Annotated in this window: 21 protein-coding genes and 1 pseudogene; 9 read left to right on the top strand and 13 right to left on the bottom strand. The window is 74.1% G+C overall.

Going from position 1 to position 24,593, the window contains the following annotated elements; all coding sequences use genetic code 11:
* Positions 1–224: 224 nt before the first annotated feature.
* The gene (locus tag OG500_RS35590; RefSeq protein ID WP_329586459.1) at positions 225–1,661 is read right to left on the bottom strand and encodes an aminotransferase-like domain-containing protein; all 1,437 of its coding nucleotides are present in this window, start codon (positions 1,659–1,661) and stop codon (positions 225–227) included.
* Between OG500_RS35590 and OG500_RS35585 the strand changes: the two genes are divergently transcribed.
* Positions 1,660–2,583 (top strand): DMT family transporter, encoded by a 924-nt coding sequence (locus OG500_RS35585; RefSeq protein ID WP_442907107.1) that lies wholly within the window; start codon positions 1,660–1,662, stop codon positions 2,581–2,583. The genes OG500_RS35590 and OG500_RS35585 overlap by 2 nt on opposite strands.
* A gap of 211 nt (positions 2,584–2,794) precedes the next feature.
* Here OG500_RS35585 and OG500_RS35580 read toward each other — a convergent pair whose 3' ends face one another.
* Together OG500_RS35580 and OG500_RS35575 are read right to left on the bottom strand one after the other, a co-directional pair.
* Positions 2,795–4,291 (bottom strand): sugar porter family MFS transporter, encoded by a 1,497-nt coding sequence (locus OG500_RS35580; RefSeq protein WP_329586454.1) that lies wholly within the window; start codon positions 4,289–4,291, stop codon positions 2,795–2,797.
* Between the two features lie 245 nt (positions 4,292–4,536).
* Positions 4,537–5,472, bottom strand: a complete 936-nt coding sequence (locus OG500_RS35575; RefSeq protein ID WP_329586452.1) for an RICIN domain-containing protein — start codon at positions 5,470–5,472, stop codon at positions 4,537–4,539.
* Between the two features lie 222 nt (positions 5,473–5,694).
* Between OG500_RS35575 and OG500_RS35570 the strand changes: the two genes are divergently transcribed.
* A complete protein-coding gene (locus tag OG500_RS35570) occupies positions 5,695–6,393 on the top strand; it encodes a hypothetical protein (protein ID WP_329586449.1) in 699 nt (232 codons plus the stop codon).
* A 39-nt stretch (positions 6,394–6,432) separates the two neighbouring features.
* Here the strand turns inward: OG500_RS35570 and OG500_RS35565 are convergent, their stop codons facing one another.
* The 4 genes from OG500_RS35565 to OG500_RS35550 all read right to left on the bottom strand — a co-directional run bounded on the left by OG500_RS35565 (position 6,433) and on the right by OG500_RS35550 (position 10,628).
* Complete coding sequence (locus OG500_RS35565; RefSeq protein WP_329586447.1) at positions 6,433–7,170, bottom strand: DUF3592 domain-containing protein; 738 nt, start codon at positions 7,168–7,170, stop codon at positions 6,433–6,435.
* Positions 7,171–7,238: 68 nt separating this feature from the next.
* Positions 7,239–7,802 (bottom strand): GNAT family N-acetyltransferase, encoded by a 564-nt coding sequence (locus tag OG500_RS35560; protein WP_329586445.1) that lies wholly within the window; start codon positions 7,800–7,802, stop codon positions 7,239–7,241.
* 134 nt (positions 7,803–7,936) lie between these two features.
* A complete protein-coding gene (acs, locus tag OG500_RS35555; protein ID WP_329586442.1) occupies positions 7,937–9,922 on the bottom strand; it encodes an acetate--CoA ligase in 1,986 nt (661 codons plus the stop codon).
* Between the two features lie 16 nt (positions 9,923–9,938).
* Positions 9,939–10,628, bottom strand: coding sequence for an acetate uptake transporter (locus OG500_RS35550; protein WP_327070972.1), 690 nt, complete (start codon positions 10,626–10,628; stop codon positions 9,939–9,941).
* 677 nt (positions 10,629–11,305) lie between these two features.
* Between OG500_RS35550 and OG500_RS35545 the strand changes: the two genes are divergently transcribed.
* Complete coding sequence (locus OG500_RS35545; RefSeq protein WP_327070971.1) at positions 11,306–11,596, top strand: YciI family protein; 291 nt, start codon at positions 11,306–11,308, stop codon at positions 11,594–11,596.
* A 21-nt stretch (positions 11,597–11,617) separates the two neighbouring features.
* Here the strand turns inward: OG500_RS35545 and OG500_RS35540 are convergent, their stop codons facing one another.
* Positions 11,618–12,010 carry a PPOX class F420-dependent oxidoreductase gene (locus tag OG500_RS35540; protein ID WP_327070970.1) on the bottom strand — a complete coding sequence of 131 codons (393 nt, stop codon included), beginning with the start codon at positions 12,008–12,010 and terminating at the stop codon, positions 11,618–11,620.
* A 249-nt stretch (positions 12,011–12,259) separates the two neighbouring features.
* Between OG500_RS35540 and OG500_RS35535 the strand changes: the two genes are divergently transcribed.
* The 4 genes and pseudogenes from OG500_RS35535 (at position 12,260) to OG500_RS35520 (ending at position 15,360) form a co-directional block, all read left to right on the top strand.
* On the top strand, positions 12,260–12,679 hold the full coding sequence (locus OG500_RS35535) for a GDSL-type esterase/lipase family protein (protein WP_329586436.1): 420 nt from the start codon (positions 12,260–12,262) through the stop codon (positions 12,677–12,679).
* A gap of 286 nt (positions 12,680–12,965) precedes the next feature.
* Positions 12,966–13,190: pseudogene (locus OG500_RS35530) on the top strand (alpha-hydroxy-acid oxidizing protein); the annotation flags it as partial.
* Positions 13,191–13,361: 171 nt separating this feature from the next.
* The gene (locus tag OG500_RS35525) at positions 13,362–14,093 is read left to right on the top strand and encodes a FadR/GntR family transcriptional regulator (protein ID WP_329586433.1); all 732 of its coding nucleotides are present in this window, start codon (positions 13,362–13,364) and stop codon (positions 14,091–14,093) included.
* Positions 14,086–15,360 (top strand): CynX/NimT family MFS transporter, encoded by a 1,275-nt coding sequence (locus tag OG500_RS35520; RefSeq protein ID WP_329586430.1) that lies wholly within the window; start codon positions 14,086–14,088, stop codon positions 15,358–15,360. The genes OG500_RS35525 and OG500_RS35520 overlap by 8 nt, the downstream gene beginning before the upstream one ends.
* Positions 15,361–15,414: 54 nt before the next feature.
* Here the strand turns inward: OG500_RS35520 and OG500_RS35515 are convergent, their stop codons facing one another.
* Together OG500_RS35515 and OG500_RS35510 are read right to left on the bottom strand one after the other, a co-directional pair.
* Entirely contained in the window at positions 15,415–16,761 is a 1,347-nt protein-coding gene (locus OG500_RS35515; protein ID WP_329586427.1) for a lanthionine synthetase LanC family protein, read from the bottom strand.
* Complete coding sequence (locus tag OG500_RS35510) at positions 16,758–20,159, bottom strand: lantibiotic dehydratase (protein ID WP_329586424.1); 3,402 nt, start codon at positions 20,157–20,159, stop codon at positions 16,758–16,760. The genes OG500_RS35515 and OG500_RS35510 overlap by 4 nt, the downstream gene beginning before the upstream one ends.
* A 262-nt stretch (positions 20,160–20,421) precedes the next feature.
* On the opposite strand from OG500_RS35510, the gene OG500_RS35505 reads away from it, so the two are divergent.
* Positions 20,422–20,553, top strand: coding sequence for a hypothetical protein (locus OG500_RS35505; RefSeq protein WP_327070964.1), 132 nt, complete (start codon positions 20,422–20,424; stop codon positions 20,551–20,553).
* Between the two features lie 89 nt (positions 20,554–20,642).
* Here OG500_RS35505 and OG500_RS35500 read toward each other — a convergent pair whose 3' ends face one another.
* Positions 20,643–21,557, bottom strand: coding sequence for a JmjC domain-containing protein (locus tag OG500_RS35500; protein WP_327070963.1), 915 nt, complete (start codon positions 21,555–21,557; stop codon positions 20,643–20,645).
* A 218-nt stretch (positions 21,558–21,775) separates the two neighbouring features.
* Positions 21,776–22,522, bottom strand: a complete 747-nt coding sequence (locus OG500_RS35495; RefSeq protein WP_329586420.1) for an SOS response-associated peptidase — start codon at positions 22,520–22,522, stop codon at positions 21,776–21,778.
* A gap of 275 nt (positions 22,523–22,797) precedes the next feature.
* Between OG500_RS35495 and OG500_RS35490 the strand changes: the two genes are divergently transcribed.
* Complete coding sequence (locus tag OG500_RS35490) at positions 22,798–23,367, top strand: hypothetical protein (RefSeq protein ID WP_327070961.1); 570 nt, start codon at positions 22,798–22,800, stop codon at positions 23,365–23,367.
* An 80-nt stretch (positions 23,368–23,447) separates the two neighbouring features.
* Here the strand turns inward: OG500_RS35490 and OG500_RS35485 are convergent, their stop codons facing one another.
* On the bottom strand, positions 23,448–24,191 hold the full coding sequence (locus OG500_RS35485; RefSeq protein WP_329586417.1) for a DJ-1/PfpI family protein: 744 nt from the start codon (positions 24,189–24,191) through the stop codon (positions 23,448–23,450).
* Between the last annotated feature and the right edge of the window lie 402 nt (positions 24,192–24,593).

The following is a 24,593-nucleotide window of genomic DNA, read 5'->3' as shown; positions in this document are numbered from 1 at the left end:
GCGCCGTCCTATTGATATGTCCGGTTTTTCACCTGCTGGCCGGAACGTGGAGTTGTAAGGAACGGTGAGCGCTATCGCATGATGTCGGGTATCGCTACTGGTCAGCCGGGCGGCGCCGAGTACGGGCCACCCAGCCGGCGGGCAAACCCGCGAGCACATCGAACAGCCCGTCGAAAGAACCGGTCAGGCCACCTTGACAGGAGTCACCCCGCGTGGCGGTGCGGTCACTGCTCCGCGACGACGGCGGCGAGGCGGCGCACGGCGTCGTCGACGTCGGCGGCCGAAGGCGCCGCCACGTAGCTGATCCGCACGTGTGGCGCACTGCTGTCCGTGGGGTAGTAGTTGTCCCCCGGGGTGAGGGAGACGCCGCAGGCCAGTGCCGCCGCCGCCAGCTGCCCGCCGTCCAGGTGGCCCGGCAGCGCCACCCAGAGGTGATAGCCGCCGTGCGGAACAACGGCGAGGGACTGCGGGCCGAACGTCGCCGAAACCGCTTCGACTGCAACCTTTCGCCGGTGTTCCAGGGCCGATCCGAGCGTGGCCAGCGCGCGTTTCCACCCGGGCGCGGTCACCACGTCGAGCGCGGTGTACTGCAGTGGTGCGGGGACGAACATGGTGTCGATGACATGGGCGGAGCGCAGCCTGGCCATCACCGGGCCGCGGGCCGCCAGCGCACCGACCCGCAGGTTCGGCGAGGTCACCTTGGTCAGCGAGCGGATGTGCACGACCGTGCCGTCCGGGTCGTCGGCGATCATCGGCAGCGGGGGCGGCCCGGCGTCCGCGTGCGCCATGTGGCGGGCGAAGTCGTCCTCGACGACGAAGACCCCGTGCCGGCGCGCGATGGCGCGGATCTCCTGCTGCCGGCCCACCGAGAGGCTCGCGCCGGTCGGGTTCTGGAACAGCGGCTGGACGATGACCAGACGCGCCCGGGTGCGGGTGAGCGCCTCGTCGAGGTAGTCGGGCCGGATCCCCTCGTGGTCGAGCGGGACCGGGATCGTGCGCAGTCCCGCGGCGTGCGCCGCCGCGATCGTGCCCGGGTAGGTCGGCGACTCGATGACGACCGGGTCGCCCGGCTGGCCGAGCGCGCGCAGGGTGGTCGCCAGCGCGCTCTGTCCCGCGCCGCACACCAGGACGTCGTGGCGGCCGAGCCCGCCGCCGATGTCGGCGGCGAACCAGTCGCGCAGCTCGGTCACCCCTGCCATGGGCGGGCGGTCCCACGCCTCCGAGCGGCGCGCGGTGCGCGACAGCGCGGTACCGAGGGTGGCGAGCGGCTGGAGCTGGGGGTGCAGGTAGCCGCCGTTGAGATCGACGACGTCCGGCCCCGAGGTCGAGAGCGTCCCGAGCAGCGCGGGCGTCTTGAAGCCGCGCGGGGTGCCGGCCGAGGAGTCGATGCGGTTGGTCAGCTCCAGGGCCGCCTCCTGCCAGGAGGTGTCCCCGACCCGGGTCACCGGACGCGACTCGGTGCGGTAGGTGCCGGCGCCCGGACGGGAGACGATCAGCCCGCGCCGGGTCAGCAGGGCCAGCGCCTGGGAAACCGTAGTAGCGCTCACCCCGAACCGGCGCACCAGCTCGCGGTGCGTCGAGATGCGGGTCCCGGCCGGTAGCCCCTCGATCTCGCGGGCGAGGATGCCGGCCAGCTCCTGCGAACTGCTACTGTCATTCATGAAGACAGATCGTAGCGCTATCGCCCCGGCCGCAGTATCGCCACTGCCGCAGACCGTGTCGCCGCTGTCGAAGGGCACAGTGTTCGCCCTGCTCGGCGTGCTGAGCTTCTCCTTCAGCTTTCCCGGCACGGTGTGGGCACTGGACGGGTTCGGCCCCTGGAGCGCCGCCGGTGTCCGTGGCGTGCTGGCCGCCGTCATCGCGATCTCCGCACTCGTCGCCACCCGGGCACCGATCCCGGCGCGCGCCGACTGGCCCGCCCTCGCGGTGGTCGGCGGCGGCTGCGCGATCGGATTCCCGCTGCTCACCACGCTCGCCCTGCAGACCTCCTCCACCGCGGACTCGGCGGTCGTCATCGGCGCGCTGCCGATGGCCACCGCGACCATCGCGGCGCTGCGCACCCGGCGCTATCCCTCGAAGAAGTTCTGGATAGCGGCCGGCGTCGGTGCGGTCACCGTCATCGCCTTCGCCCTCTCGCAGAACCACGGCGAGCCGACGGTCGCGGACCTCTACCTCTTCGCCGCGCTGCTGGTCTGCGCGGCCGGCTACGCCGAGGGCGGGCGGCTCTCGGCCCGCATGGGGGGCTGGCGCGTGATCGCCTGGGGCGTGGTGGCCGCCGCTCCCGTCAACCTCGTGGTGGCCGCCTGGGCGCTGCCGCACGAGCCGGTGCACCTGACGGCGAAGGCGATCGCCGGCATGGCCTACATCGCCGGCATCTCGCAGTTCGGCGGATTCGTCGTCTGGTACCAGGGCATGGGCCTGATCGGCGTCGCCCGGGCCAGCCAACTCCAGCTGGCGCAGCCGCTGTTGACGCTGGTCTGGGCCGTGCTGCTGCTCGGCGAGCATGTCAGCCCGGCCGTGCCGCTGACCGCGGTGGTCGTGCTCACCTGCATCGTGGTCACCCAACGCGCCCGGGCGTCCTAGGCCGTGTCTCACAATTCGCGTCGGATCAGCGCGCGGCTCCCCCAGCCTTCGGCCGGGAGGTACCCCCACCACCCAGCCTGGCGGCTGGGTGGCGCCCGGCTGGGCGTGCCGGCGAAGCGTCCTCGTACTGGGTCGTACTTGGATGATTCGCCGGTGCGTCCAGGCGGGATGCCCGGCGTCGCGCGCCTGGCGGGAATTGTGAAGACACGGCCTAGGAGTTGCCCGGTCGCTGGCGGGGTGCCCGCCAGGGCTCCCCCGACTCCCCCACCGACTCTTCCAGTTCCTCCAGCCTGCGGCCCCTCGTCTCCTTGAGGAACCTGACCGCGAAGGGGACGGAGAGCGCGGCGAAGGCGGCGTAGACGATGTAGGACGCCGTCAGGTTCCACTGCGCCATCAACGGGAAGCTCACGGTGACGGCCCAGTTGGCCAGCCACTGGAACAGCACCGCCACGGCCAGGGCCAGGGCGCGGAGCCGGTTGGGGAACAGTTCGCCGAGCAGGACCCATAGCACCGCGCCCCAGGAGAAGGCGAAGCACAGCACGAACGCGTGGGCGGCCACCAGCGCCACCGTGCCCTGCAGCGCCGGCAGGGCCAGGTGGCCACCCGATCCGCTGCCGCCGCTGAACGCCCAGGCGACCGCGGCGAGCGAGACGGTCATGCCGACCGAGCCCGCGACGATCAGCGGCTTGCGGCCGACCCGGTCGACCAACGCGACGGCGATCAGGGTGCCCACGATGTTGGTGACGGACGTCGACAGGCTGATCAGCAGGGAGTCGCTCTGACTGATGCCGGTCGACTGCCACAGCACCGAGGCGTAGTAGACGATCACATTGATGCCGACGAACTGCGAGAGCACCGACAGCCCGATCCCCAGCCACACCAGCGGCAGCAGGCCGAAGCGCCCGCCGCACAGGTCGCGCAGCCGCGGGCGGGTGGCAGCGGAGCGGCGGAGCGAGGCGCGGATGTCCTCGATCCGGTCCACCGCCTGCTCGCCGCCCTCCAGCCGGGCCAGCACGGCCGCAGCCTCCGCCACCCGACCGCGGGCCGCCAGCCACCGGGGGGACTCCGGGATCCGCAGCGTCAGGACGAGGTAGGCCAGCGCCGGCACGGCGCAGATGCCCAGCATCCACCGCCAGGCCGGCAGGCCGCCCAGCCCGCCGGTGGTGTCGCCGCCGGCCGCGCAGGTCAGGGCGTAGTCGACCAGCTGGGAGCAGCAGATGCCCAGCACGATCGCCAACTGCTGGAAGGAGCCGTAGCGTCCGCGTCGGTCGGGCGGGGCGATCTCGGTGATGTAGGTCGGGGCGATCACCGAGGCGATGCCGATCGCGATCCCGCCCAGCACCCGCCACAGGGCCAGGTCCCACAGGGCGAAGGGGAACAGCGAACCGGCGGCGCTGATCACGAACAGCACCGCCGCGATCTGCATGACCCGCAGGCGCCCCAGCCGGTCCGCCAGCGCCCCGCCCGTCCAGGCGCCCGCCGCCGCGCCGAGCAGGGCGGCGGAGACCGTCAGGCCGATCGCGGCGGTCCCGGCGTGGAAGTGGCGTTGGATCGCGGTGATCGCGCCGTTGACGACCGCGCTGTCGTATCCGAAGAGGAAACCCGCCATCGCGGCCGCACCGCAGACCAGCGAGACCCGCTGCCTCCGGACCCCCGGGGCGCCGTGGGCACCGTGGGCACCGGAACGGATGTCGGCCGAGGTCGTCATCGGTGCTCGTCCTCCTGGTTCGCGGGCTGCACGGGTGTGCCCCCGGACCGGGCCCGCCGCCGTTCACGCGGCGCGGTTCCCGACCCGGGGGCAACCGACGGGTCACTCTCGCCATGACCCTCACCCCACCGTACGAACGCCCTCGCGCTGCGGCGGTCAGCCGATCGGTGGACCGCAGGGAGGAGGCGCGGCGCCGAGCACACCGGCACCGGAGCCGGAGCAGCGCGGACCCGGCCTGCGGGGCTTCACCGTCGGGCCGGCGACTTCGCCGTCGGGACGGTCCACCGGGCGGGCGTTCCCGAGCAACTGCCGGCGGTCAGCGTGGCGCCGGAGGCGCGGAAGCACTTCTTGCCGGTCTGGATGTCCGAGATGGTCCCGCTGGGATTGGCCGACCACTGCTGGGTCGGTCCGCCGGTGCAGGGCTTGAGCAGCAGGCTGCCGCCGGACATGTCGGCGCACAGCCCGTTGCGCTGCAGGAAGGTGCCGTCGAAGCTGAACTGCTGCTCGGCTGCGCCGGAGCAGGGGGCCATCCCCAGCCGCACGCCGCTGCTCGCGCTGTTGTGCGGGTCGTCGATGCAGGTGGCCGTCGAGGCGTTCTTGTACGGGCCCACGGTGACGGTCGGTTTGGCGCCGCCGTAGCAGCCGCCGGTCGCGGTGTTGAAGATCGGGGCGGAGTCGTACGGCTCGCCCGAGGGCGGATCAATGACCACCGGCTCCATCGACGGGGTGTTGTCCGCGGTGTAGTCGGTCAGCGCGTTCTCGCACTCGATGGCCTTCATCGGACTTCCGCCCTTGCCGCCGAGCCAGAGGTCGAAGTGGGCGAGCTTCGGCCCGCCGTTGGGGCCCTTGCCGCTCCAGTCGGCGCTGCACTCCTCGCAGCCGTCCTCCATGACGAAGTACTTCCCGACCCGCGGGACCCAGATCCTGGTGCCCGGCGCGATCTCGGCCTTGTCGCTGGCGAAGGTGATCGGGTCGGCGTAGGTGCCGGTGCCGCCGGCGGTGCTGTGCAGCGTGGGGTAGGAGATGGCGCCGCCCGGCGGCGTGTTGTCCCACCAGCCGTAGAAGGTCAGGAAGGTCTGCTGGGTCGTGGCGTGCGTCGTGGCGTGCGTCGTGGCGTGACCGGCGGCGCCGGTGCGGGCCGCGGCGATCGGCGCTCCGGCCAGCAGAGCTGCGAGGGTCATGACCAGGGCGGTACAGGCCGTAGTGACGATCATCGTCAGCGTGCCTCTGCGCATGGGTGGGCCTCCAGGCCGTCGGGTGTCCAGGCTGGCCAACTTCCTTGACGTAGCAGCGTCGTCGTCCTGTGGGGTACGCGTCAATAGTTGTTAGGAAGTTTTCCTAACTGATCTCTCACGGGCGCGATGCCGACCGGCGTCCGCCGGACAGGCCCTAGGCTCGGGCGCATGGGTGTCGAGGAGCGGGAGAGCGTCGACGGGGTCCGGGTGCCGGTGCCGCCGTTCGACTCGTACGCGGAAGCACAACGCTTCCACCGGCTGCTGCTGCTCTTCCTGCGGGATCTGAAGGAGGCGGGCGAGCCGATCAGCAGGCAGCAGTACCTGCTCGCCGGGGTGGTGGACCTGCACGGGCCCGCCGCGGCCTCGACCGACCGGGCACCACAGGCGCAGGCACCGGCGCAGCAGCCGTGCTGTGCGCTCTGCGGCACGCCCTACCCGTGCCGGACCGTGCTCGCGGTGGCCGTCGGGGCCGGGCTGCCCATCGCGTGGTCCGCTCCCGCCGAGGTCGTGCCCGTGCTGCGGGACGCGGGTCTGCCGCCCGGGCCCGGGGGCGAGGTCACGGCGGAGAGCGTCGCCTGGGAGCGGGGCTGGGGCGCGCGGCGCGAGGCCGGCGGCGGCTGGGAGATCGGGATCACGATCGACCGGGGCGAGGTGGCGACCGTGAACGTGCCGGACGACGCCGCGATGGCCCGTTACCTCGCCGACCGGGCGGGCCCGGCGAGCCCGTTCCCGTACGGCTGGGTCGAGGACCCGGCGCAGGTCGCCGCGGTGCGCCCGGCGGCCTACGCGCAGGCGGCGCAGTGGCGCGAGCAGGCCGGACTGCCGTACCTGACGGAGCACCAGGCGTTCGGGGCCCCGCCCGCATGAGGCGGCCCGGGGCAGGCCGCGGACGGTCGGGGGCGGGCGTCAGTCGTCCATGGCACCCTCCACGACCCACCACAGGACGCAGGCCAGCGGGCCGCCGACCGCGCCCATGACCACCGCGATCCACAGCATCCCGTAGGCCCCATCGGTCACGGGCGACCGCTGCGGGTGAACGGGATCGATCCGCACGTTCACCCGGTGGCCGTCGGGCCACTGGTCGGAGGCCCCCTCCCGGGTGCTGTAGTCCCGCCCGTCCACCGACCAGTGGTAGCGGCAGTCGAACCCGCTGTCGGGGCCGCTGGTGCAGTCGGTGACGGTGGCCGGCACCCGCAACGTGGCCCGCCGGTCGCGGTCGTGCTCGTGGAGCCAGCCGCTGAGGCCGAAGGCGAACAGGCCGCAGAAGACGGCGAGCAGCAGGGCCATCAGCGCGTGGGTGAGCAGCGGGCCGGCGATCCGGCCGGAGCCCCCGCCCTCGCGCAGGAACGGGCGCACCGCCGCGGTCACCGCCATGACCGCCGCTGCGAAGCCGGCGCCGACCCAGCCGGCGTACCAGGTCTCCGACCCCCACGGTGTGAACGCCGTCAGCAGGGTGCCGGCCAACACGGCGGCGCCGGCCAGGCGTTGGAGCGTGCGCACGGCGCCGCGCGTCCACCGGCGCGCCCGGTCGGCCGGGTGCGGCTGGTCGGCCTGGTGCGGCTGGTCGGCCAGGGCCCCGGCAGCCGTACCGGTGGGCCGCCGGTCCTCGGGAGTGGCGGGTCGCTCGTCCTCAGTCGTGGTCACGGGCTCAGGCTGACAGAGCGCCGCGGCGGGCAACAGAAAGCAGCGCTAACCCCGGCTTTCGCCGATGCTTACGGCTGCGGAGTCGGCGGCTGCGGGGTCCAGTCCTCGCCGAGCAGGCCGAAGAGCAGATCGTCGGTCCATTCACCCTTGATCCAGGTGTGGCCCGGACGCAGCCCCTCGCGACGGAGGCCGACCCGCTCCAGCAGCCGGGCCGAGCCGAGGTTGCGGGCGTCGCACTCGGCCGAGACCCGGTGCAGGCCGCGCCGTTCGAACAGGTCCGACAGCACCGCGCGGACCGCCTCGGTGGCGTAGCCGTGCCCCTGGTGCCCGGCGGCGAAGGTGACGCCGAGCTCGGCCTGGCGCAGGTTCTCCGCCAGGCACACCCCCAGGTCGCCGACGAGCTCCCCGGTGGCCCGCAGCTCCACGGCGTACTGGAACCAGCCGGCCCGATCGGGGTCTCCCTCGGCGAACGTGCGGACCAGCTCGGCCGCGGTCGCCGGGTCGACGGGCGCGCTCCAGCCCTGGTAGCGGGCGATCTCCGGGTCGGACCGGTAGGCGGCCAGCGCGGGGGCATCCGCGGCGTCGAAGCGGCGCAGCCGGAGGCGGGGCGTCCCGATCAGCTCGATCAACATGGCAGCAGCCTCTCACCCCCGTCACCGGGGCTGTGCAGCAGGGCGGTTGGGAGCCCGGCCCCGGTGACCTCCGGCGCTACTCCCCCGCCTCTGCCGGCGCCCCCACCGGGCGGGTGCTGACGGCCGGTCAGCTGCTACTCCCCCGCCTCTGCCGGCGCCCCGTCGCCGCTGCGACCGGCGGTGGGCAACTGGTCCTTGATCAGCTGCATGACCGAGCTGTCGGTGAGCGTGGTGACGTCCCCGAGGCTGCGGTGTTCGGCGACGTCGCGCAGCAGTCGGCGCATGATCTTCCCGGAGCGGGTCTTCGGCAGCTCGGGGACCACGAGGATCTCGCGGGGCCGGGCGATCGGGCCGATCTCGGTGGTGACGTGCGCGCGCAGGTCGTCGGCCAGGCCCTGGCCGCCGTCCCCCGCATCGGCCCGCAGGATGACGAAGGCGACGATGCCCTGCCCGGTCGTCGCGTCCGTCGCGCCGACCACCGCCGCCTCGGCCACCTTCGGGTGCGAGACCAGCGCCGACTCGACCTCGGTGGTGGAGATCCGGTGGCCGGACACGTTCATCACGTCGTCCACCCGGCCGAGCAGCCAGATGTCGCCGTCCTCGTCCTTCTTCGCGCCGTCGCCCGCGAAGTACAGCCCGGGGAACTGCGACCAGTAGGTGTCGAGGTAGCGCTGCCGGTCGCCCCAGACGGTGCGCAGCATCGCCGGCCACGGCTCGGTGAGCACCAGGTAGCCGCCCGCGCCGTTGGGCACCGGGGTGCCCTGCCCGTCGACCACCTCGGCGCCGATGCCGGGCAGCGGGCCCAGCGCCGAGCCGGGCTTGCAGGTGCTCAGTCCCGGCAGCGGGCTGATCATCTGGGCGCCGGTCTCGGTCTGCCACCAGGTGTCCACCACGGGGCACCGGTCGCCGCCGATGTTGTGCCGGTACCAGATCCAGGCCTCCGGGTTGATCGGCTCACCGACCGAGCCGATGATCCGCAGGCTGGTCAGGTCGAAGCGCTCCGGCACCTGCCCGCCCCACTTCATGAAGGTGCGGATCGCGGTCGGGGCGCAGTAGAGGATGCTGACCCGGTACTTCTCGACGATCTCCCACCAGCGGCCCTGGTGCGGGGTGTCGGGCGTGCCCTCGTACATCACCGAGGTGGCGCCGTTCGCCAGCGGGCCATAGACGATGTACGAGTGGCCGGTCACCCAGCCGATGTCGGCGGCCGTCCAGAAGACGTCCTGCTCGGGCTTGAGGTCGAAGACGGCCCAGTGCGTCCAGGCCACCTGGGTCAGGTAGCCGCCGCTGGTGTGCAGGATGCCCTTGGGCTTCGCGGTGGTCCCCGAGGTGTACATGATGTACAGCGGGTGCTCGGCGTCGAACGGCTGCGCCTCGTGCCGCGGCGACTGCCGGTCCACCAGCTCGTGCCACCACAGGTCCCGGCCCGGCGTGAACGGCACGTCCTGGCCGGTGCGCCGGACCACGACCACGTTGCGCACCTGCGGGCAGTCGGCCACGGCCTGGTCGACGGCGGGCTTGAGCGCGGCGGCGGTGCCCTTGCGGTAGCCGCCGTCGGCGGTGATCACGACCCGGGCGTCGCAGTCCAGGATGCGTCCCTTGAGCGCGTCGGCCGAGAAGCCGCCGAAGACGACCGTGTGCGGCGCCCCGATCCGGGCGCAGGCGAGCATCGCGACGGCGGTCTCGGGGATCATCGGCATGTAGATGGCGACCCGGTCGCCGGCCTGCACGCCCAGCTCGGTCAGCGCGTTCGCCGCCCGGCAGACCAGGTCCTGGAGGTCCGCGTAGGTGATCGTCCGGGTGTCGCCCGGCTCGCCCTCCCAGTAGAAGGCGACCTTGTCGCCGTGTCCGGCCTCGACGTGCCGGTCCACGCAGTTGTGGGCGACGTTGAGGCGGCCGCCGACGAACCAGCGGGCGAACGGCGCCTGCGACCAGTCCAGCACCTGGGTCCAGGGCTCGGCCCAGCTCAGCCGGCCCGCCTGGGCGGCCCAGAACGCGAGCCGGTCCTGCCGCGCCGCGCGCACCGTCCCAGCCGTGGCGTTGGCCGTCGCGGCGATCTCCGCCGGCGGGGGGAAGCGGCGCTCCTCGCGCGACAGGTTGGACAGGGTCTGGTCATTCATCGCCACTCCTCAGGTGCTACCGGGGCCCCGGAGCCGGGCTGCCCTCGTGCCCGCCGAGCGGCACCACCGGCAGGACGGTCCGTTTGAAGGTGCTGTTGGTGACGATGGCGAAGGAGGCGTACCAGGCGACCGCGGCGGTCACCAGCCCGGCCCAGCCGCCGACCTTCGTCCAGGTGTCGGACTGCCCGAAGGCGCCGATGGTCAGGAACAGGAAGGTCAGGTCCAGCGTGACGAAGACCGCGAGCACCGCGGCGGTCGTGCGCGCGGCGGCCACCGCCATGTAGGCGGTGAAGATGGTCCAGGCGAGCAGGAAGAGGCCGGTCGCCTGGTAGAGCTGGTGGACCCGGAGCAGATGCGGGACCACGGTGCGCACGAATCCCCAGTAGGCCAGCCAGAAGGCCCCGAAGGAGGCGAAGGCCGTGGCGGCGAAGGTGTTGCCCCGCCGGAACTCCCACATGCCGGCGAGGATCTGGACGAGGCCTCCGTAGAAGAAGGCCAGCGGGAGCACGACGGTGATGACGGACTGGCTGACCAGGCCGGCGTTGAAGCAGCTGAGCACGAAGGTGGTCATCGCGAAAGCCGCGAGACCCAGGGCACCCGGATCGGCGATCGTCACCGCCGCCGGCGGCGGAACGGGTGCGGCCGGTGGACCCGGCGGGACTGGAGGAACCGCGGATTCCGCATCCGTGCGGCCAACGTCTGCCACGATGACTCCTCTCCCGCGGCGTGCCGGTCACCCGCTCCGCCGGTCGGGCTGTTCCGCTCCGGCGGCGGACGCGGCGCCGGTGGACGACGCAGCGGTTCTTTCCGGCGCCCACCGGGTGGGCGGGCGTCACGCATCGAGTGCTGCCGGACCACGGGTACGCGGCGCGGCACCTTCCATTCTCCATCCGATATGACCGGTGCCACATCCGCTGTGGACGGCGTTCGCTGCGGACGGCGCTGCGCACGCGCGCGGCCACCCGCCGGGGTCCGACAGGTGCTCCCCCGCGTGCAGGTCCCGTGCCCGGTCGACGCCACCGCGGCTGGAGTGCCGGATCGCCGCGCTCACCCGGTACCGGCCGGCCAGCAGCACCGGATCGCTGCGCCGGCGCCCGTGGCCGTGGCCGCCAGGCGCGGGTGTGGGTGTGGGTGTGGGTGTGGGCGCGGGGAACGGGCTGGGCGCCCAGGACGGCGGCGCGAACCACGGGTTGCGCCGGTCGACGGTTGACGTACCGTCAGGTGCGAACACCCGTCCCTCGTAGAACCCTTCGTCGTTCAGCTCGCGCGGCCGGGCGAAGCAGCCTCGCGCCAAGTCGCCGTCCGGTACGTGTGCCTGACTCACCGTAGGGGGTTTTCCGGTTCTGCCGCGATCGGGGCGGAGCAGGGCCTACCCTGGCTGTCATGTTCATCCTGGAGCTGACCTACATCGCACCCCTCGAGCGCGTCGACGCCGCCCTCGCGGAGCACAACGACTGGCTGGACGCCCACTACGCCTCGGGCACCTTCCTCGCCTCCGGCCGGAAGGTGCCGGCCGACGGCGGCGTGATCATCGCTGTCGGCGACGACCGGGCGAGGATGGAGGAGATCGCGAAGAGCGATCCGTTCACGGTGGCCGGTGTCGCCGAGTACGCGATCACGGAGTTCGGTGCGTCGAAGACCGCTCCGGCACTGGAGGCGTACCGCCAGGGCTGACACGCGGCGGTCGTTCGGCCACTACCCCATGCTGCTGATCCTCTCCGGCTTGATCACGAAGATCACCCGGACCTGGTCCCGGCCGCCGTACCACGGGTACGCCGTACCCAGGTACTTCTGCGCGAGCGCCTCGATGTGCTCGACCGCGCCCTCGGTGGTGACCTCGACCACCCGGCCGCGCACCTGGAAGTAGCGCGAGGGGTTGTCCGGGTGGGAGATCGCGACGGCCACCCGGGCGTCGCGGGCGATGTTCCTGGTCTTCAGGTGCGTCTGCACGCTGTTGATCAGCACGTGCTCGCCATCGGTGTCCACCCAGGTCTGGGTCAGCTGCGGCGAGCCGTCGGCCATCGAGGTGGCGAGGTAGCAGGTGCTGGGTGCCTTCAGCAGGTCGAGCAGTTCTTCGGGCAGGTTCACGGTGGCCTCCTGGAGGTCTGACGCTGCGCGGGCCCGGTGGCCTGCCCAGTTCGGTCGACGCGCAGCATACGAGCCGACGTCCGCGCGCGGAAACCCGGATGACCGCAGCCGTCCTCGTCCTCGACAATGGCGCGTGCTGATCGACCACTGGCCCCTTCTGGGCCTGCGTCTGACCACCCCCCGCCTGGAGCTCCGGCTGCCCGGCGAGGACGAGCTCGCCGCGCCGGCCACGAGCGGCGGGGAGCAGGGATGAGCGCCAGGGACGTTCGCGTGTGCTTCATCGGTGACTCCTTCGTCCAGGGCGTCGGCGACCCGGAGTACCGGGGCTGGGTCGGGCGGGTGCTCCAGGCCGGCCGCGGTGACCTCACGGCCTTCAACCTCGGCATCAGACGTAACACGTCCGAGGACGTGCTGCGTCGCTGCTGGCCGGAGGTCACCGGCCGGACGGTGCCCGGCGCCGACAACCGGCTGGTCGTCTCGGTCGGCAGCAACGACACGGTCGAGGAGGACGGCAGCGTGCGCGTCGAGACGGCCCGCTGCCTGGAGAACCTGGCGGCGCTCCTCGACGGGAGCCGGCGCCGGACGATCGCCGCGCTGGTGGTGGGTCCCCCGCCGGTCGTCGACGCGGGCCCGTGGCAAGCCTGGCTCGCCGACCCGCCGCGGCACTGACACGACAGTGGGAGGGGGTGCGGAGCCGGGATGCCGGGGTCGGACCAGAGGTCGGCCGGTACGACGCCCACGGATCTGCCGCACGGATCGAGGAGGTGGCCCAGCAGCTTGTCCTGGCGGAGCATCACCGCCCGGTCGACGAACTCCAGGCCGGGGTGCCGGGTGGCCAGCTGCGTCTCGAAGCGCAGGACATCGGAGAGGGAGTGCAGGCTCGCTTCCACGAGGAGGTTGTACGGCCCGCTGACCGCGGCGCAGTTGCGGGTCTCGGGGCAGCGGACGAGCGCGTGACTCCGGTATCCGCAGCGGCACCGACGCGGTGAAGGCCCTCGCGCTGGGCGCCCGTGCCGTGGGCATCGGCCGCCCGTACGCCTACGGGCTCGCGCTGGGCGGCACCGCGGGCATCGTGCACGTGCTGCGCTCGATCCTGGCCGAGGCCGACCTGACCACGGCGGTCGACGGCTACCGCGACCTCGCCGCCCTCACGCCGGAGGCGCTGCGCCGCACCCGGTAGCCCCAACGCCGGGCGCACCCCCGCTCCGCCCGGCGCCGCTTGACACTGCAAACATGGGATGTTCCCATGTTCCCATGTTTGCAGTGCCGTGGAGGCTGGCAGCCCCGCGAGCAGATCTGCGGACGGACCTGTGCAACAGACCTGTTCCAACAGACCTGGGGAGGGCCCTCGATGCCACTGCGGAACGCCGCTCGCGCCAGCCTCGTCGATCTGGTGATCGAGCAGTTGGAGCGCCTGATCAGCGAGGGCGAGTGGCCGGTCGGCAGCAAGATCCCGGCCGAGCCGCTGCTGGTCGAACAGCTCGACGTCGGCCGCAACACCGTCCGCGAGGCGGTGCGCGCCCTGGTGCACACCGGTCTGCTCGAAGCCCGCCAGGGGGACGGGACGTACGTCCGCGCCAGCAGTGACTTCGGTGCGGCCGTGCAGCGGCGCCTGCGCCGCGCCGCCGATCTGGAGATGTACGAGGTCCGGGCGGCCCTGGAGCGCGACGCCGCCCGGTACGCCGCCCAGCGCCGCACCGAGGACGACCTGCGGGCGCTGCGGGCGGCGCTGGCGCGGCGCGACGACGCCTGGCGCGCCGGCGACGTGGCCGCCTTCGTGGACGCCGACGTCTCCTTCCACCGCGCGGTGGCCGCCGCCGCGCACAACGCCGTGCTGGCCGAGCTGTACGAGCACCTCAGCGACGCGCTGCGCTCGGCGCTGCGCGCGGTGGTCGACCAGCCGCTGCCCGACCCGGTGCGCCACCAGTTCGACGCCCACGCGGCCATCGTCGACGCCATCGAGGCCCGCGACGCCGACACCGCGGAGCGCCATGCGCTGGCCCACCTGGCCGAGGCCATGGCCGCGCTGCGCGGGACGGACACCGACCAGCCGATCGACTCGACCGAGGAGCACCGTGCCTGACGACACAGCGGCCACGGCCGACGCACCCGCGAACACCGAAGCCACCACCACCGCCACCACCGCCACCACACAGCTGGGGGCGGGGCGGGGCCTGCTCTTCCTGGGCGTCGGCGTGGTCCTGCTCGCGCTCAACCTGCGCCCCGCGCTCGTCGCCGTCTCCCCGCTGACCGACACCATCCGGGCCGACAGCGGCATGTCGGCCACCGCGACCAGCCTGCTGACCGCGCTGCCGCTGCTCTGCTTCGGCCTGCTCGCCCCGCTCGCGCCCAGGATCGGGCGCCGGCTGGGGGTGGAGCGCGCGCTGCTCGCGACCATGGCGCTGGTCGGCGTGGGCACCGCGCTGCGGCTGCTGGACTCCGTCGTCGCGCTGTTCGCCGGCACGGTGGTCATCGGCGCCGGGATCGCGGTGGCCAACGTGCTGCTGCCCGGCCTGATCAAGCGCGACTTCCCGGGCCGGGCGGGCCTGATGACCGGCCTGTACTCCATGTCGCTGTTCGCCGGTGCCGCGCTCGCGGCGGGGGTCACCGTGCCCGTCCAGCACGCCGCCGGACTCTCCTGGCGCACCACGCTGGCCTGCTGGGGCGCACTCGCCCTGGTCGCCGCCGTGGTGTGGCTGCCGCAGGCCCGCCGCCGCACCGCCGTCCCGGCCGCGGCGGCCGGGCAGGGGGCCCGGCCGGTGCGCGGTCTGTGGCGCTCGCCGCTGGCCTGGCAGGTCACCGCGTTCATGGGACTGCAGTCGCTCAACTACTACGCGGCGGCGGCCTGGCTGCCGAGCCTGCTCAAGGACGCGGGCCTGAGCGAGGGCGATGCCGGGTGGATGCTCTCCTTCTCCTCGCTGCTCGGCATCCTGGGGTCGTTCGTGGCCCCCGTCATCGTCGGCAGGCGGCTGCCCGCCGGGGTGCTGGCAGCCGTCGGCGCCCTCGGCTGCGCGCTGGGCTTCGTCGGGCTCCTGACGGCACCGGCCGGCGGCGCCTACCTCTGGATGGTCCTGCTCGGCCTCGGCCAGGGCGTGAGCATCAGCCTCGCGCTGCTGTTCATCGTGCAGCGCTCCCCCGACATCCGGCACACCGCCCAACTGTCCAGCATGGCGCAGTGCTTCGGCTACATCCTGGCGGCCAGCGGGCCGGCCGTGCTGGGTGCGCTGCACGACGCCTCGGGCAACTGGACGCTGCCGCTGACGGTCCTGCTCCTGCTGCTGGTCCCACAGGTCGCGGTCGGCTTCGGCGCGAGCCGGGACCGGCACGTGGCAGGGACGCCTTCCTGCTGATCAGCGGGTCAGCAGGAAGGCGTCTGCAGGTCAGCCGATCAGCAGGTCAGCCGATCAGCTGATCAACAGGAAGGCGTCCCACTCCTCGGGGTCGCTCGCGGGCGGCCCGGTGCGGGTGTAGGCGTGCAGGGCGAGGGCTGCGCCTGCCGTCCCCTCCAGCAGGCCGGGCGGATCGCCGGCGCCGAGTGCCGCGTCGAGCTGCTCCGCGACGGTGGCGGCGAGCGCGGGGAGGTGGGCCGCCAGCTCGGCGGAGGCGGACTCCTGCGCCATCCGCTGGGTGATCCGCAGCAGGCCGCCGGTGCCGTGGCAGAGCCCGGGGCCCTGGAGGTTCCAGCCGGACGGGTCGTGCAGCGTGTCCGCCAGGGCCGCGACGGCGGTGGTGCGCCAGTCGGCGCGGCTGCGGGCCGCGCCCGCCAGGAAGAGTGCGCGCGCCGCGCCGGGGGTTCCGTAGCACCAGGCCGCCCGGGTCGGCAGGTCGACCGGCAGGCGGCCGGCCTCCTCGTCCTCGACCCGCACGGTCATCGGCCAGGAACCGCCGATGCCGAGCCGCCTCCTGGCGGTGTCCCGGTCGGCGGCGGTGTCCAGGTCAGTGGCGGTGTCCGGCTCGGTGGCGGCGAATGCCGTCGGCGCGGTCGGGCCAGGTGTGCCAGGGACCCGCCGGGCGCTGAGCCAGCTCGCCAGCGCCTCGATCGCCTCGTCCTGGCCGGGCACCCGCACGCCGCGCAGCCGGGCCAGGGCCAGCAGGGCGAGCGGGCCCGGGATCCCGTGCGCCAGGCCCAGGTTGAGGTGCCCGCGGGGGTGGTCGGGATCAGGCCCTGGCCGCCCCGGTCCGCCGGCAGTCCACCAGCGGGGCAGCGCGCCGCCGGTCGGCTCGGTGAGGGCGACCAGCGCGGCGAGCAGCTCGGCCAGCACCGGCCCGTCCGGCTCCAGGGCGAGCAGCAGGCGGCCCAGGCCCGCCGCGCCGGAGACGGTGTCGAAGGTGTGCGAGCGCAGGCCCGTACCGGCGGCCAGGTCGGCACGGAGGTCGGCGACCCGCCCGGCCGCGGCCTGGCGGACCCGGGGGGCCAGCCCGTCCAGCAAGGTGCGGTACTCGCCGGGGCGCCGCGCCATGGTGCGGGCGGCGAAGGCGATCGCGGCGGCGCCGGAGTAGAGCCCGCCGCTTCGCATCGCCCCGGGCGACTTCGCGGCGGCCACCAGGTGCCCGTGCGCGGCACGGCGCAGCGCGGCGTCGTCCTCGCGGTCGGCCAGCACGGCCAGCGCGAGTGCGGTGCCGCTGTGGCCGGCCCCGAGCGAGTGGGCCGCGGCGGGTGGCGTGCCGTCGCCCTCGGCGGCCGGCCGGTCGGGCGCTCCGGGGCTGCTGAGCAGGTCGGCGACTGCGCGCAGCGGATCCGTGGGGTTCATCGCCGCTCCCGCGGGTTGGTGTGGCGCGAGCGGTGGGCCTCGACGGCGCCTCGGGCCAGGGCATAGGCGCGGCGTTCGGACTCGCGGTCGATCCCGACCAGCCGATTGTGGCCCATGTGCAGCAGCGAGGCCAGCGCCGGGTCGGCCGACCTCTGGTCCAATCGGGCTGCGTACCGGGCGAGTTCGGTGGCTCGCCGCTGCCAGGCCTCGGTCAGCGCGGGGTCGGCGGGCAGCAGGCCGCCCGCCGGGCCGGACGGTCCGTCGGGGCCGATCGCCCGCAGCGCTGCCGCGCGCTGGGACCGGAACGCCTGGTGGTGCTGTTCCGACTTCGGATACATCGCCGCCAGCCATGCGCCGACCGCGGGCGCCTCGCCGGCTCCGGCGCGGCCGACCAGGAAGGCCTGCGCGGTGCCGACGGCGTTCACCGCGGCCAGCAGGTCCCGGGAGAGCGCGCGCTCGGCCCGGGCCAGTCGCAGGGCCGCGAGCGCGACCAGGCTGTCGGCGTGGAAGACCCGTTCGGCGTCGGCGAGCACCTCGGCGCCGCCGTAGCGGTCGGTCTCCGGCGCGTAGCTCTCCAGGCGCAGGTCCGTGCCGAGCCCGGCCCGGCGCAGCTGCAGCACCCAGTCGTGCAGGCGGGGCAGCAACTCGGCGGCCAGCGCCGGTGGCGTGCCGTGGAAGCGCAGCCGCAGGTGCGGCGCCGAGTCCTGGTAGCGGATGAAGAACCAGCGGTCCACCTCGGCCGGCAGTGCGTCGACCAGGCGGGGCAGGTGCTCGACCAGGACCTCCTCGTGCCGTGCCTCGGCCACCGCGAGCCGGGCGAACAGCCAGGAGCTGCCGGGCAGTTCGACGATCCGCTCGCGCCGGGCCGGCAGCGGGCGGCGGGGGCGGGCCACCGCCGGGCCTCTCGGGGTCCGGCGCAGCGGGACCACCAGCTCGGCGGTCCGGGCACCGTCCGGTCCGCACAGCCAGCCGCCGTCGCCGGCGGGGGCGAGTTCCTCCTGGAGCACGGTGTGCTCGGCGGAACGCGCCTGGCTGTGCAACAGCCTCCGGTGCCACGGGAGATCGAGGTCCAGGCTGATCCGCTGGTCGCCGCTGATCAGCCGGACGGCGGCCGGCACGCCCCAGCGCCGGCGCCAGCGGACCAGCCCCTCCTCCCACTGCTCGAACGGGGCCGAGGCCGCCGGGACGGGCGCGGTCAGCCGCCAGGTGGCCGGTGCCAGCACCACCCGGCCCCGGCGGACCCGCGGCAGCACCGGCGCGCTGCTCGCCGCGCCCCAGTCCCAGGACTGCCAGGGCCGCTGCCCGGTCAGTGCCACCTCCTGCAGGAAGCGGGCCGCGTTGGGCGCGCCGCTGCGCAGGTTGAGCACGTGGTGGGCGGCGGCGCGGACCTCCCGGCCGAGGCTGCGGGAGTACACCGCGAGCCGCTCGGGATCGGCCAGCACGACCAGGTCGTCCAGGGGCAGCACGCACGGGCCGCCCGGGTCGGCGAAGGCGCTGACCACCACGCGGTGGTCGAGCCAGCGCGGGGTCAGGGCGATGTTGGCGTGGCGCGAGCGGTAGGGGGTGAACTCCAGGTGCGCTTCGAGGGCGTCGGTGCCGTCGGGAGCGGCAGGTCCGGCGGCCTCGGCCAGCAGGGCCCCGCCGCTCGCCCCCTCGCCCGCGCCGGTCGCGTCCGCACCCGCACCGACACCGGCACCCGCGCCCGCGCCCGCACCGGCACCCGCGAGGAGGGTGGCGAAGCGGCCGAAGGTGGCTCCGGCGCGGTCGCTGCCGACGACCGGGGAGAGCACCAGGCGGAAGTCCCCGGCGTCCAGCGCCGCCAGGGAGTCCGCCGCCAGTTCGGCGTACAGCTCCAGGGAGGCGGGCGGGGTGTCGGCGGCGCCGCCCGGCTCCTCGCGCGGCGCGACCAGCTGGGCCACCAGGGCGTCGTCCAGCAGCACTTCGGGCAGCAGGCCGCCCGGCTCCCGGTCGGCGAGGGCGCCCGCCGCCAGCTCGGCGAGCACCCGGTCACGGGCCGCGTCGGCGTCGCCGCGGCTCCGGGACGGCTGGGGGTTGGCGGCGCCGCGGGGGCCGGCCGGGCGCCGGTAGCCGGCCGGCGGCCCCAGACCGGTGTCCGGGTCGAGCAGTTCGGCCAGCCCGACCGGGCTGTCCACGCCGTACCGCTCGACGAACTCCGCGTGGTAGGAGCGCAGATGCTCGGGTGCGGTGGCCGGCGGCGACATCCGCCAGAGCAGCGCGGCGGTCTGCTCCAGTTCGGTGCGGACGCCGTCCGGCAGGACCACCTCGACGTCCAGCGCCAGGTCCGCGTGGAGCGGGCGGTCGGCCGGGGCGAGCCGGGTCATCCGGGCGCGGAGCTCGCGCAGCAGGTCGGTGGCCTGCCCGCGCGGCAGGGCCGCCGCGTGCGCCAACGCGCCGCGGATGGCCGCGAGTTCGGCGTGCACCGGGTGGCCGTCGGGTATCCGCTCCAGGACGTGGCCGAGCAGGTCGGTGCTGTCCGGCGGGGGCGTCAGGTCGGTGAGCAGGAACCCCTGTCCGACCAGCGAGCGGATGAGCGAGGCGACCGCCTCGGCCGGGGCCGTCGGGAATTCGGCGGTCAGCGCGGCGAACAGCTCGGTGTACCCGACCGGCTCGGCGGCGGTCCGGACGGCGGCGCGGACCACGGCGGTGGCCCGGACGGTGCGTTCGGTGAGCGGCTGCGCCTCGTCACCGGCGCCGGACCGGCGCTCGGACGAACGGCCGGGCAGGCGCTCGGGCAGGTACGGCAGGACCAGGCGGCCACCGCGCAGCCGGGCCTGCTGGTCCACGGCCAGCCGCAGCCCGGGCAGCACCGCGGGATCGGTGCGCAGCCGGTCGAGCAGCGGGAGCAGCCAGCCGAGATCGGGCCGCAGGGCGCGGCGCTCGGCGGCGGGAGCGGCTTCGACACCGGCACCGGCTTCGGCCCCGGGCCAGCGCACCTTGGCCGACGGGCCGAAGCGCGCCGCCGCCACCGCTGCCATCAGCCCGAACGGGGTGGGCCGGGTGGCCATCCGCAGCCGGTAGCGGGTGACCGCCTCGGCCGCCCGGCGCAGCGCGGCCGGGCGGGGCGTGCTGCCCGCGGCGACCTGATCGAGCAGGTCGGACAGCGAGGGGCTGGACAGCTCGATGGCCTCGCGCAGGGCCGGATCGGCGGCCGCCTCGGCCAGGTGCGCGAGGAGGGCGTCGGCGTCCGGCCCCGAGGGTCCCGACGGCGCCGACGGCCCCGGGTGCACGGGGTCCGCCGGGTGCGCGGGGTCCGCCGGGTGCGCGGGGCCGGCCGGGGCCGGGTGGCGGCGTGAGCGCGGCAGGGCCGGCGTCCGCAGCAGGACCGGGCCGGTCGCGCTGAAGAGTCCGTCCTGCCGCGCTCCGTGCGTCTCGACCACTGTGCTCCTCGTGCCTCGTGCCTCGTACGTCGTGCCGCTGTCGGCAGCGGTGCCGTGTCGTCAGCGCGGGTCGCCTGCTGACGGCGGGTCGGGTCGTGTCTACCTCGGCGATCGAAAACTGTCCACTGTCGATCGAATGGTTTCGACTTTGGCTGAACTCGTCGATTCATTCGCGCAAAACCATTGCTGGGGCCATTCAGGACGCCTAACGTCCGCTGCAGCTCGCGGCACTCAGCCGCAGCACCGACGAAGGGAGGCCCCCATGGCCGACGACATGCTGGAGCTGTTCGACCTCGACGTGCAGGACGTGGTTTCGACCGAGCTGGCCGAGCAGGAGGAGTCCTTCATCAGCTTCTCGTGCGACGGTTCCTGCACCCGTCCGTGGTGCATCTGATCCATTAGCAGTACCGCACCACAGGGCGTGGTTGCCCAGGCCGTCCGTTCGGCCGGGGCAACCACGCCCTTGGCATGCCCTCGTCCGGCTCAGTCCCCCGCGGCCAGCGGTCCGTGGCCCGGCGCCGCGCCGTCGCCCCCTGCCGCCGGCAGCGGTCCCCGGGCGAGCCGCAGCAGCTGCTCCGGGGTCAGTTCGGCCAGCCGCGCACGGCCGAGCCGGAGCACCTCGGCGGCCGTGGCCAGCAGTTCTTCCGGCGTCGCCGGGCGCTCCGGCAACCCCTCCGCCCAACCGCCGCGGGCCAGCCAGCCGCCGACGGCACTGCGCAGCTGCCCCGTGCCCGCCTCCCGGATCGTGAAGGAGAGGTGCACCGCCAGGCCTTGATGGCCCGTCGCGGCGTGCGGGGCACCGCGCGGCACGTACAGGACCTCGCCCGGCCGCAGCACCGAGTTGTGCGCCACCGCGCCGGGCTCGGGGGCCGGCCCCGGGCGCCAGCGCCCGTCGGCCGGAGCCTCGTACACCGTCCACTCCTTCTCCCCCGCGAGCTGCACGACCAGCACGTCCGCGTCGTCCCGGTGCACGTCCAGCCCGCGTCGGCCCGCGCCCGTCGCGAAGCAGAACGCCTCGGTCCGGCGGCCCAGTTCGACCGCGATGTCGGCGGCCAGCGCGCGCACCGGCGCGTACCACTGGTCCAGCTGCGGCAGCAGCAGGGTGGCACCCTCGGCCAGCAGGGCGGCGATCCGGTCCGGATCGGCGAAGCCCTCCTCCCGGCGCCCCGCGACCAGCCGGGCCGTGCAGAACTCCGCAGGTGGGACGACCTCACCCGCCCGGACCATCTCGACGTAGGGCACCCGCAGCAGTCCGCCGCGCAGCACGGCATCGAGCTCGCTCGGCCGGGGCAGCCCCGCCGGCCACCCGGCGGTGCGGAACACCCTTGGCCGGCGCTCCCCCAGCACCTTCGCGAAGGCCTCGGTGTCCCCCACCAGTTCGGTCAGCACTCGTCCCATCGCCCATCCTTCCGTCCAGCAGCCCACCACCGGTCGACCGTCGCACAACTGACGGGTGAACGACTGGACCCGGTTCATCGCAAATCAGCCACCGGTCGGGAATCAGCCAGCTTCGCGCCGGAATGCGACGGGCGGACCGGCCGGCCGGCGGGACAGATCGGGCAGATATGACACAGGTCACAGGCCGGCGCCGGCCGGATGTGCCCCTGGGTGCCCGGTCAGAGCAGCGGTGGTGCGTCGGGGGCCTCGTCCAGCAGGTGCGGCCCGTTGTTGCGGACGCTGTTGACGGTGGTGGGGACCGGCCGGACGGTGAGGTGGCCGCCGGCGGGGGTGTGCAGGAGCGGGCGGAGCCGGGCGGGCTCGGTGCGGTCGGGATCGAGCCAGGCGTCGAAGTCGTCCTGGTGGACCGTCAGCGGCATCCGGTCGTGGACGCGCCCGGCGTCGTCCGTGGCCCGGGTGGTGATGATCGTGGTGGTGGTCAGCCAGGCGAGCGGGTCGCCGTCGGGGCGGGTGGGGTCGCGCCAGAACTCGTAGAGCCCGGCCATCGCGAGCAGGGTGCCGTCGGCCGGCGCGATGAAGTAGGGCTGCTTGTAGGCCTTCCGGCCGTCGGCGGCCGGGACCGGGGCCCACTCGTAGTAGCCGTCGGCGGGCAGCAGGCAGCGCCGGGCGGCGAAGGCCTTGCGGAAGGCGGGCTTCTCGTGGACGGTCTCGGAGCGGGCGTTGATCATCCGCGCGCCCACCGCGGGGTCCTTCGCCCAGGACGGCACCAGTCCCCAGCGCAGCGGGCGCAGTTGGCGGGCGAGCTCGCCGGTGTCGCGGTCCAGGCGTTCGAGCACGGCCCAGACCGGGTCGGTGGGCGCGGTGTTCCAGCTGGGCGCCAGCGCCTCGGCCGGGTCCCAGCGGCTCACGCCGAACAGGGAGACGAGGTCCTGGGGGCTCGTGGTGGAGACGAAGCGACCGCACATGGCTCCAGCCTGCCACGCCCGCTGCTGCCGGGCGTCCCACCGCCCGGCGTGGCCGAAAAGGCCGTCTACCCCACCGACCCGGGGCGGAGAACCATGAGGCCCCACGCACGGCACCGGCGCCGTGCGCCACCGGAGGCCGGTCGTTTCCGGGCCGCTGCATCCGGTGCAGGAACAGGAGGAATGCGATGCCGTCGTACAGGCTCACGCTGACAGCGAGGCCGGGCCGGCCCTACCCGGACCTGGGGACGGGCACGGTCCCCGGTGGTCCGAGGCCGGTGCCCCTGACCCTCCACCACATCGTTCCGTTCAGCCTCTCGAAGGGCCTGGCCGCCCTGTGGAACGCCGTCGCCGCCGACGGCGCACTCTCCGCCGCGCAACCGCTGCTGAGCGCGATCGCCCTCAACGTCGACCGCTACGGCACGAACCTGGGTTCCGCCGACCGGGAGCGGGTCAAGACGATCGCCAACGGCATCAAGAACGGCACGATCACCCACAGCTCCACCGCCACCACCACGCCCGACGGTTGGGACAACTTCGCCCAGGTGTACGCCTGGCTCCCCGGCAACCTCTTCTGCGGGCCGACGGACCGGGCCGACGCACCGGCCAACGACGACTTCGACGCCCCGGCCCGGCTCATCATCGGCACCGGCGCGCAGTACACGACGCTCCAGACGGCCGACAGCAGGATCCGGCAGTACCTCGCGGACCGGAAGGTGGGCTATGCCGAGCAGGCCTACGACAGCCTCGGCACCGTCGCCCGGAGCAACCTCGCCTTCACGCCCTTCACCTCCACCCAGTGGACCTGGGACTCCGGCAGGAACCTGCCCAAGGTGAAGGGCTCCTGACCCGGGGCCCGAGCGCGAGGCACGAGGACGAACAGCAGTACCAGCGGGGCGGGCGCGACGAGTTCCGCGTCCCGCCCCGCTCAGTCCGCCAGGCGGGCGAGCAGCTCCGGGTGGCCGGCCAGGGCACCGGTGAGCACCTGGCGGGCGAGCGGCCGGTAGCGCCCGGTGTCCGTGCCGGCCCAGTCGATCGGACCGAACGGCGGCTGCGGGTCGTACTCGATGAGCAGCTGGATCTCGCGCGCCACCTCCTCGCCGGCCACCCGGGCGACCAGGTGGAGGGCCATGTCGATGCCGGCCGAGACGCCGGCGGCGGTGACGTAGCGGCCGTCCTCGACCCAGCGCTCGGCCACCGGGGTCGCCCCGAAGCGGGTCAGCAGGTCGCGGTACCACCAGTGGGTGGTGGCCCGGCGGCCCTCCAGCAGTCCGGCGGCGCCCAGCAGCAGCGAGCCGGTGCAGACCGAGCCCACCAGGTGGGCCCCGCTCGCGGCCTGACGCAGGCGCTCCAGCAGCTGCTCGTCGGCGAGCGCGGCGAGGGTCGGGGCCAGGCCGCCGGGAACCACCAGCGCGAACGGCTCGGGGACCTCGTCGAAGGTGTGGCTCGGCACGACCGCGAGCGGGGTGTCGGTCCCCATCGGCTCGATCCGCTCGCCGACCACCACGGTGCGGAAGCCGGGCGACAGGTCCCGCAGCGCCGAGCAGACCTGCAGCGGGCCCACCAGGTCGAGCACCGTGATGCCCGGGTAGGCGACGAAGGCGATGGTCCGGAGAGCGGTCCCGGGGTCCGCGGTCGCTCCGGTCTGGGTCTGGGTCTGGGTCTGGGACATGAGTTCGGCTCCTGGTGTGCTGCGTCGGCTCGTCCGGGGCCGGACGGCTGGTCCGGCCCCCGTCTCACCGTCGCCCACACCGCGCGCCGGCCGGGCCGAGCCGGGGCGTCGTGTCCGGAATCCTGTGATCCCTGTCCGTCGGACCTGCCCGTGAGCGCGCGCGAGCGGAATCGGGCCGGTGCAGTGCGTGCCGGTTCGATGCGTACCGGTTCGATGCGATGCAGTGCGGTTCGGTGTAGTTCGGTACAGGGCGGCAGATCAGCGGAAATGAACGCGGTGTGCCCGAAAGGACATCGCTACCCCTGATGACAATGTGACCTGCGGTTCAAGTTTGACCTGCAGTTGTAGAGTCAGCTGACGACCCTGGTACATGCCAGGTTCTGCACGCGCATCGCTTGATGG

Source organism: Kitasatospora sp. NBC_01250, assembly GCF_036226465.1.
Classification (GTDB): Bacteria; Actinomycetota; Actinomycetes; order Streptomycetales; family Streptomycetaceae; genus Kitasatospora.
Note: the sequence above shows the minus strand (reverse complement) of the source record. Positions and strands in the feature narration are given on the sequence as shown.

Coding starts and splice junctions, on each gene's coding strand:
- OG500_RS35535 (WP_329586436.1), top strand. CDS start 12,260: ATGAGCGCCAGGGACGTTCGCGTGTGCTTCATCGGTGACTCCTTCGTC.
- acs (WP_329586442.1), bottom strand. CDS start 9,922: ATGAATGACCAGACCCTGTCCAACCTGTCGCGCGAGGAGCGCCGCTTC.
- OG500_RS35505 (WP_327070964.1), top strand. CDS start 20,422: ATGGCCGACGACATGCTGGAGCTGTTCGACCTCGACGTGCAGGACGTG.
- OG500_RS35500 (WP_327070963.1), bottom strand. CDS start 21,557: ATGGGACGAGTGCTGACCGAACTGGTGGGGGACACCGAGGCCTTCGCG.
- OG500_RS35495 (WP_329586420.1), bottom strand. CDS start 22,522: ATGTGCGGTCGCTTCGTCTCCACCACGAGCCCCCAGGACCTCGTCTCC.
- OG500_RS35570 (WP_329586449.1), top strand. CDS start 5,695: ATGGGTGTCGAGGAGCGGGAGAGCGTCGACGGGGTCCGGGTGCCGGTG.
- OG500_RS35585 (WP_442907107.1), top strand. CDS start 1,660: ATGAAGACAGATCGTAGCGCTATCGCCCCGGCCGCAGTATCGCCACTG.
- OG500_RS35545 (WP_327070971.1), top strand. CDS start 11,306: ATGTTCATCCTGGAGCTGACCTACATCGCACCCCTCGAGCGCGTCGAC.
- OG500_RS35590 (WP_329586459.1), bottom strand. CDS start 1,661: ATGAATGACAGTAGCAGTTCGCAGGAGCTGGCCGGCATCCTCGCCCGC.
- OG500_RS35560 (WP_329586445.1), bottom strand. CDS start 7,802: ATGTTGATCGAGCTGATCGGGACGCCCCGCCTCCGGCTGCGCCGCTTC.
- OG500_RS35575 (WP_329586452.1), bottom strand. CDS start 5,472: ATGACCCTCGCAGCTCTGCTGGCCGGAGCGCCGATCGCCGCGGCCCGC.
- OG500_RS35515 (WP_329586427.1), bottom strand. CDS start 16,761: ATGAACCCCACGGATCCGCTGCGCGCAGTCGCCGACCTGCTCAGCAGC.
- OG500_RS35525 (WP_329586433.1), top strand. CDS start 13,362: ATGCCACTGCGGAACGCCGCTCGCGCCAGCCTCGTCGATCTGGTGATC.
- OG500_RS35485 (WP_329586417.1), bottom strand. CDS start 24,191: ATGTCCCAGACCCAGACCCAGACCCAGACCGGAGCGACCGCGGACCCC.
- OG500_RS35580 (WP_329586454.1), bottom strand. CDS start 4,291: ATGACGACCTCGGCCGACATCCGTTCCGGTGCCCACGGTGCCCACGGC.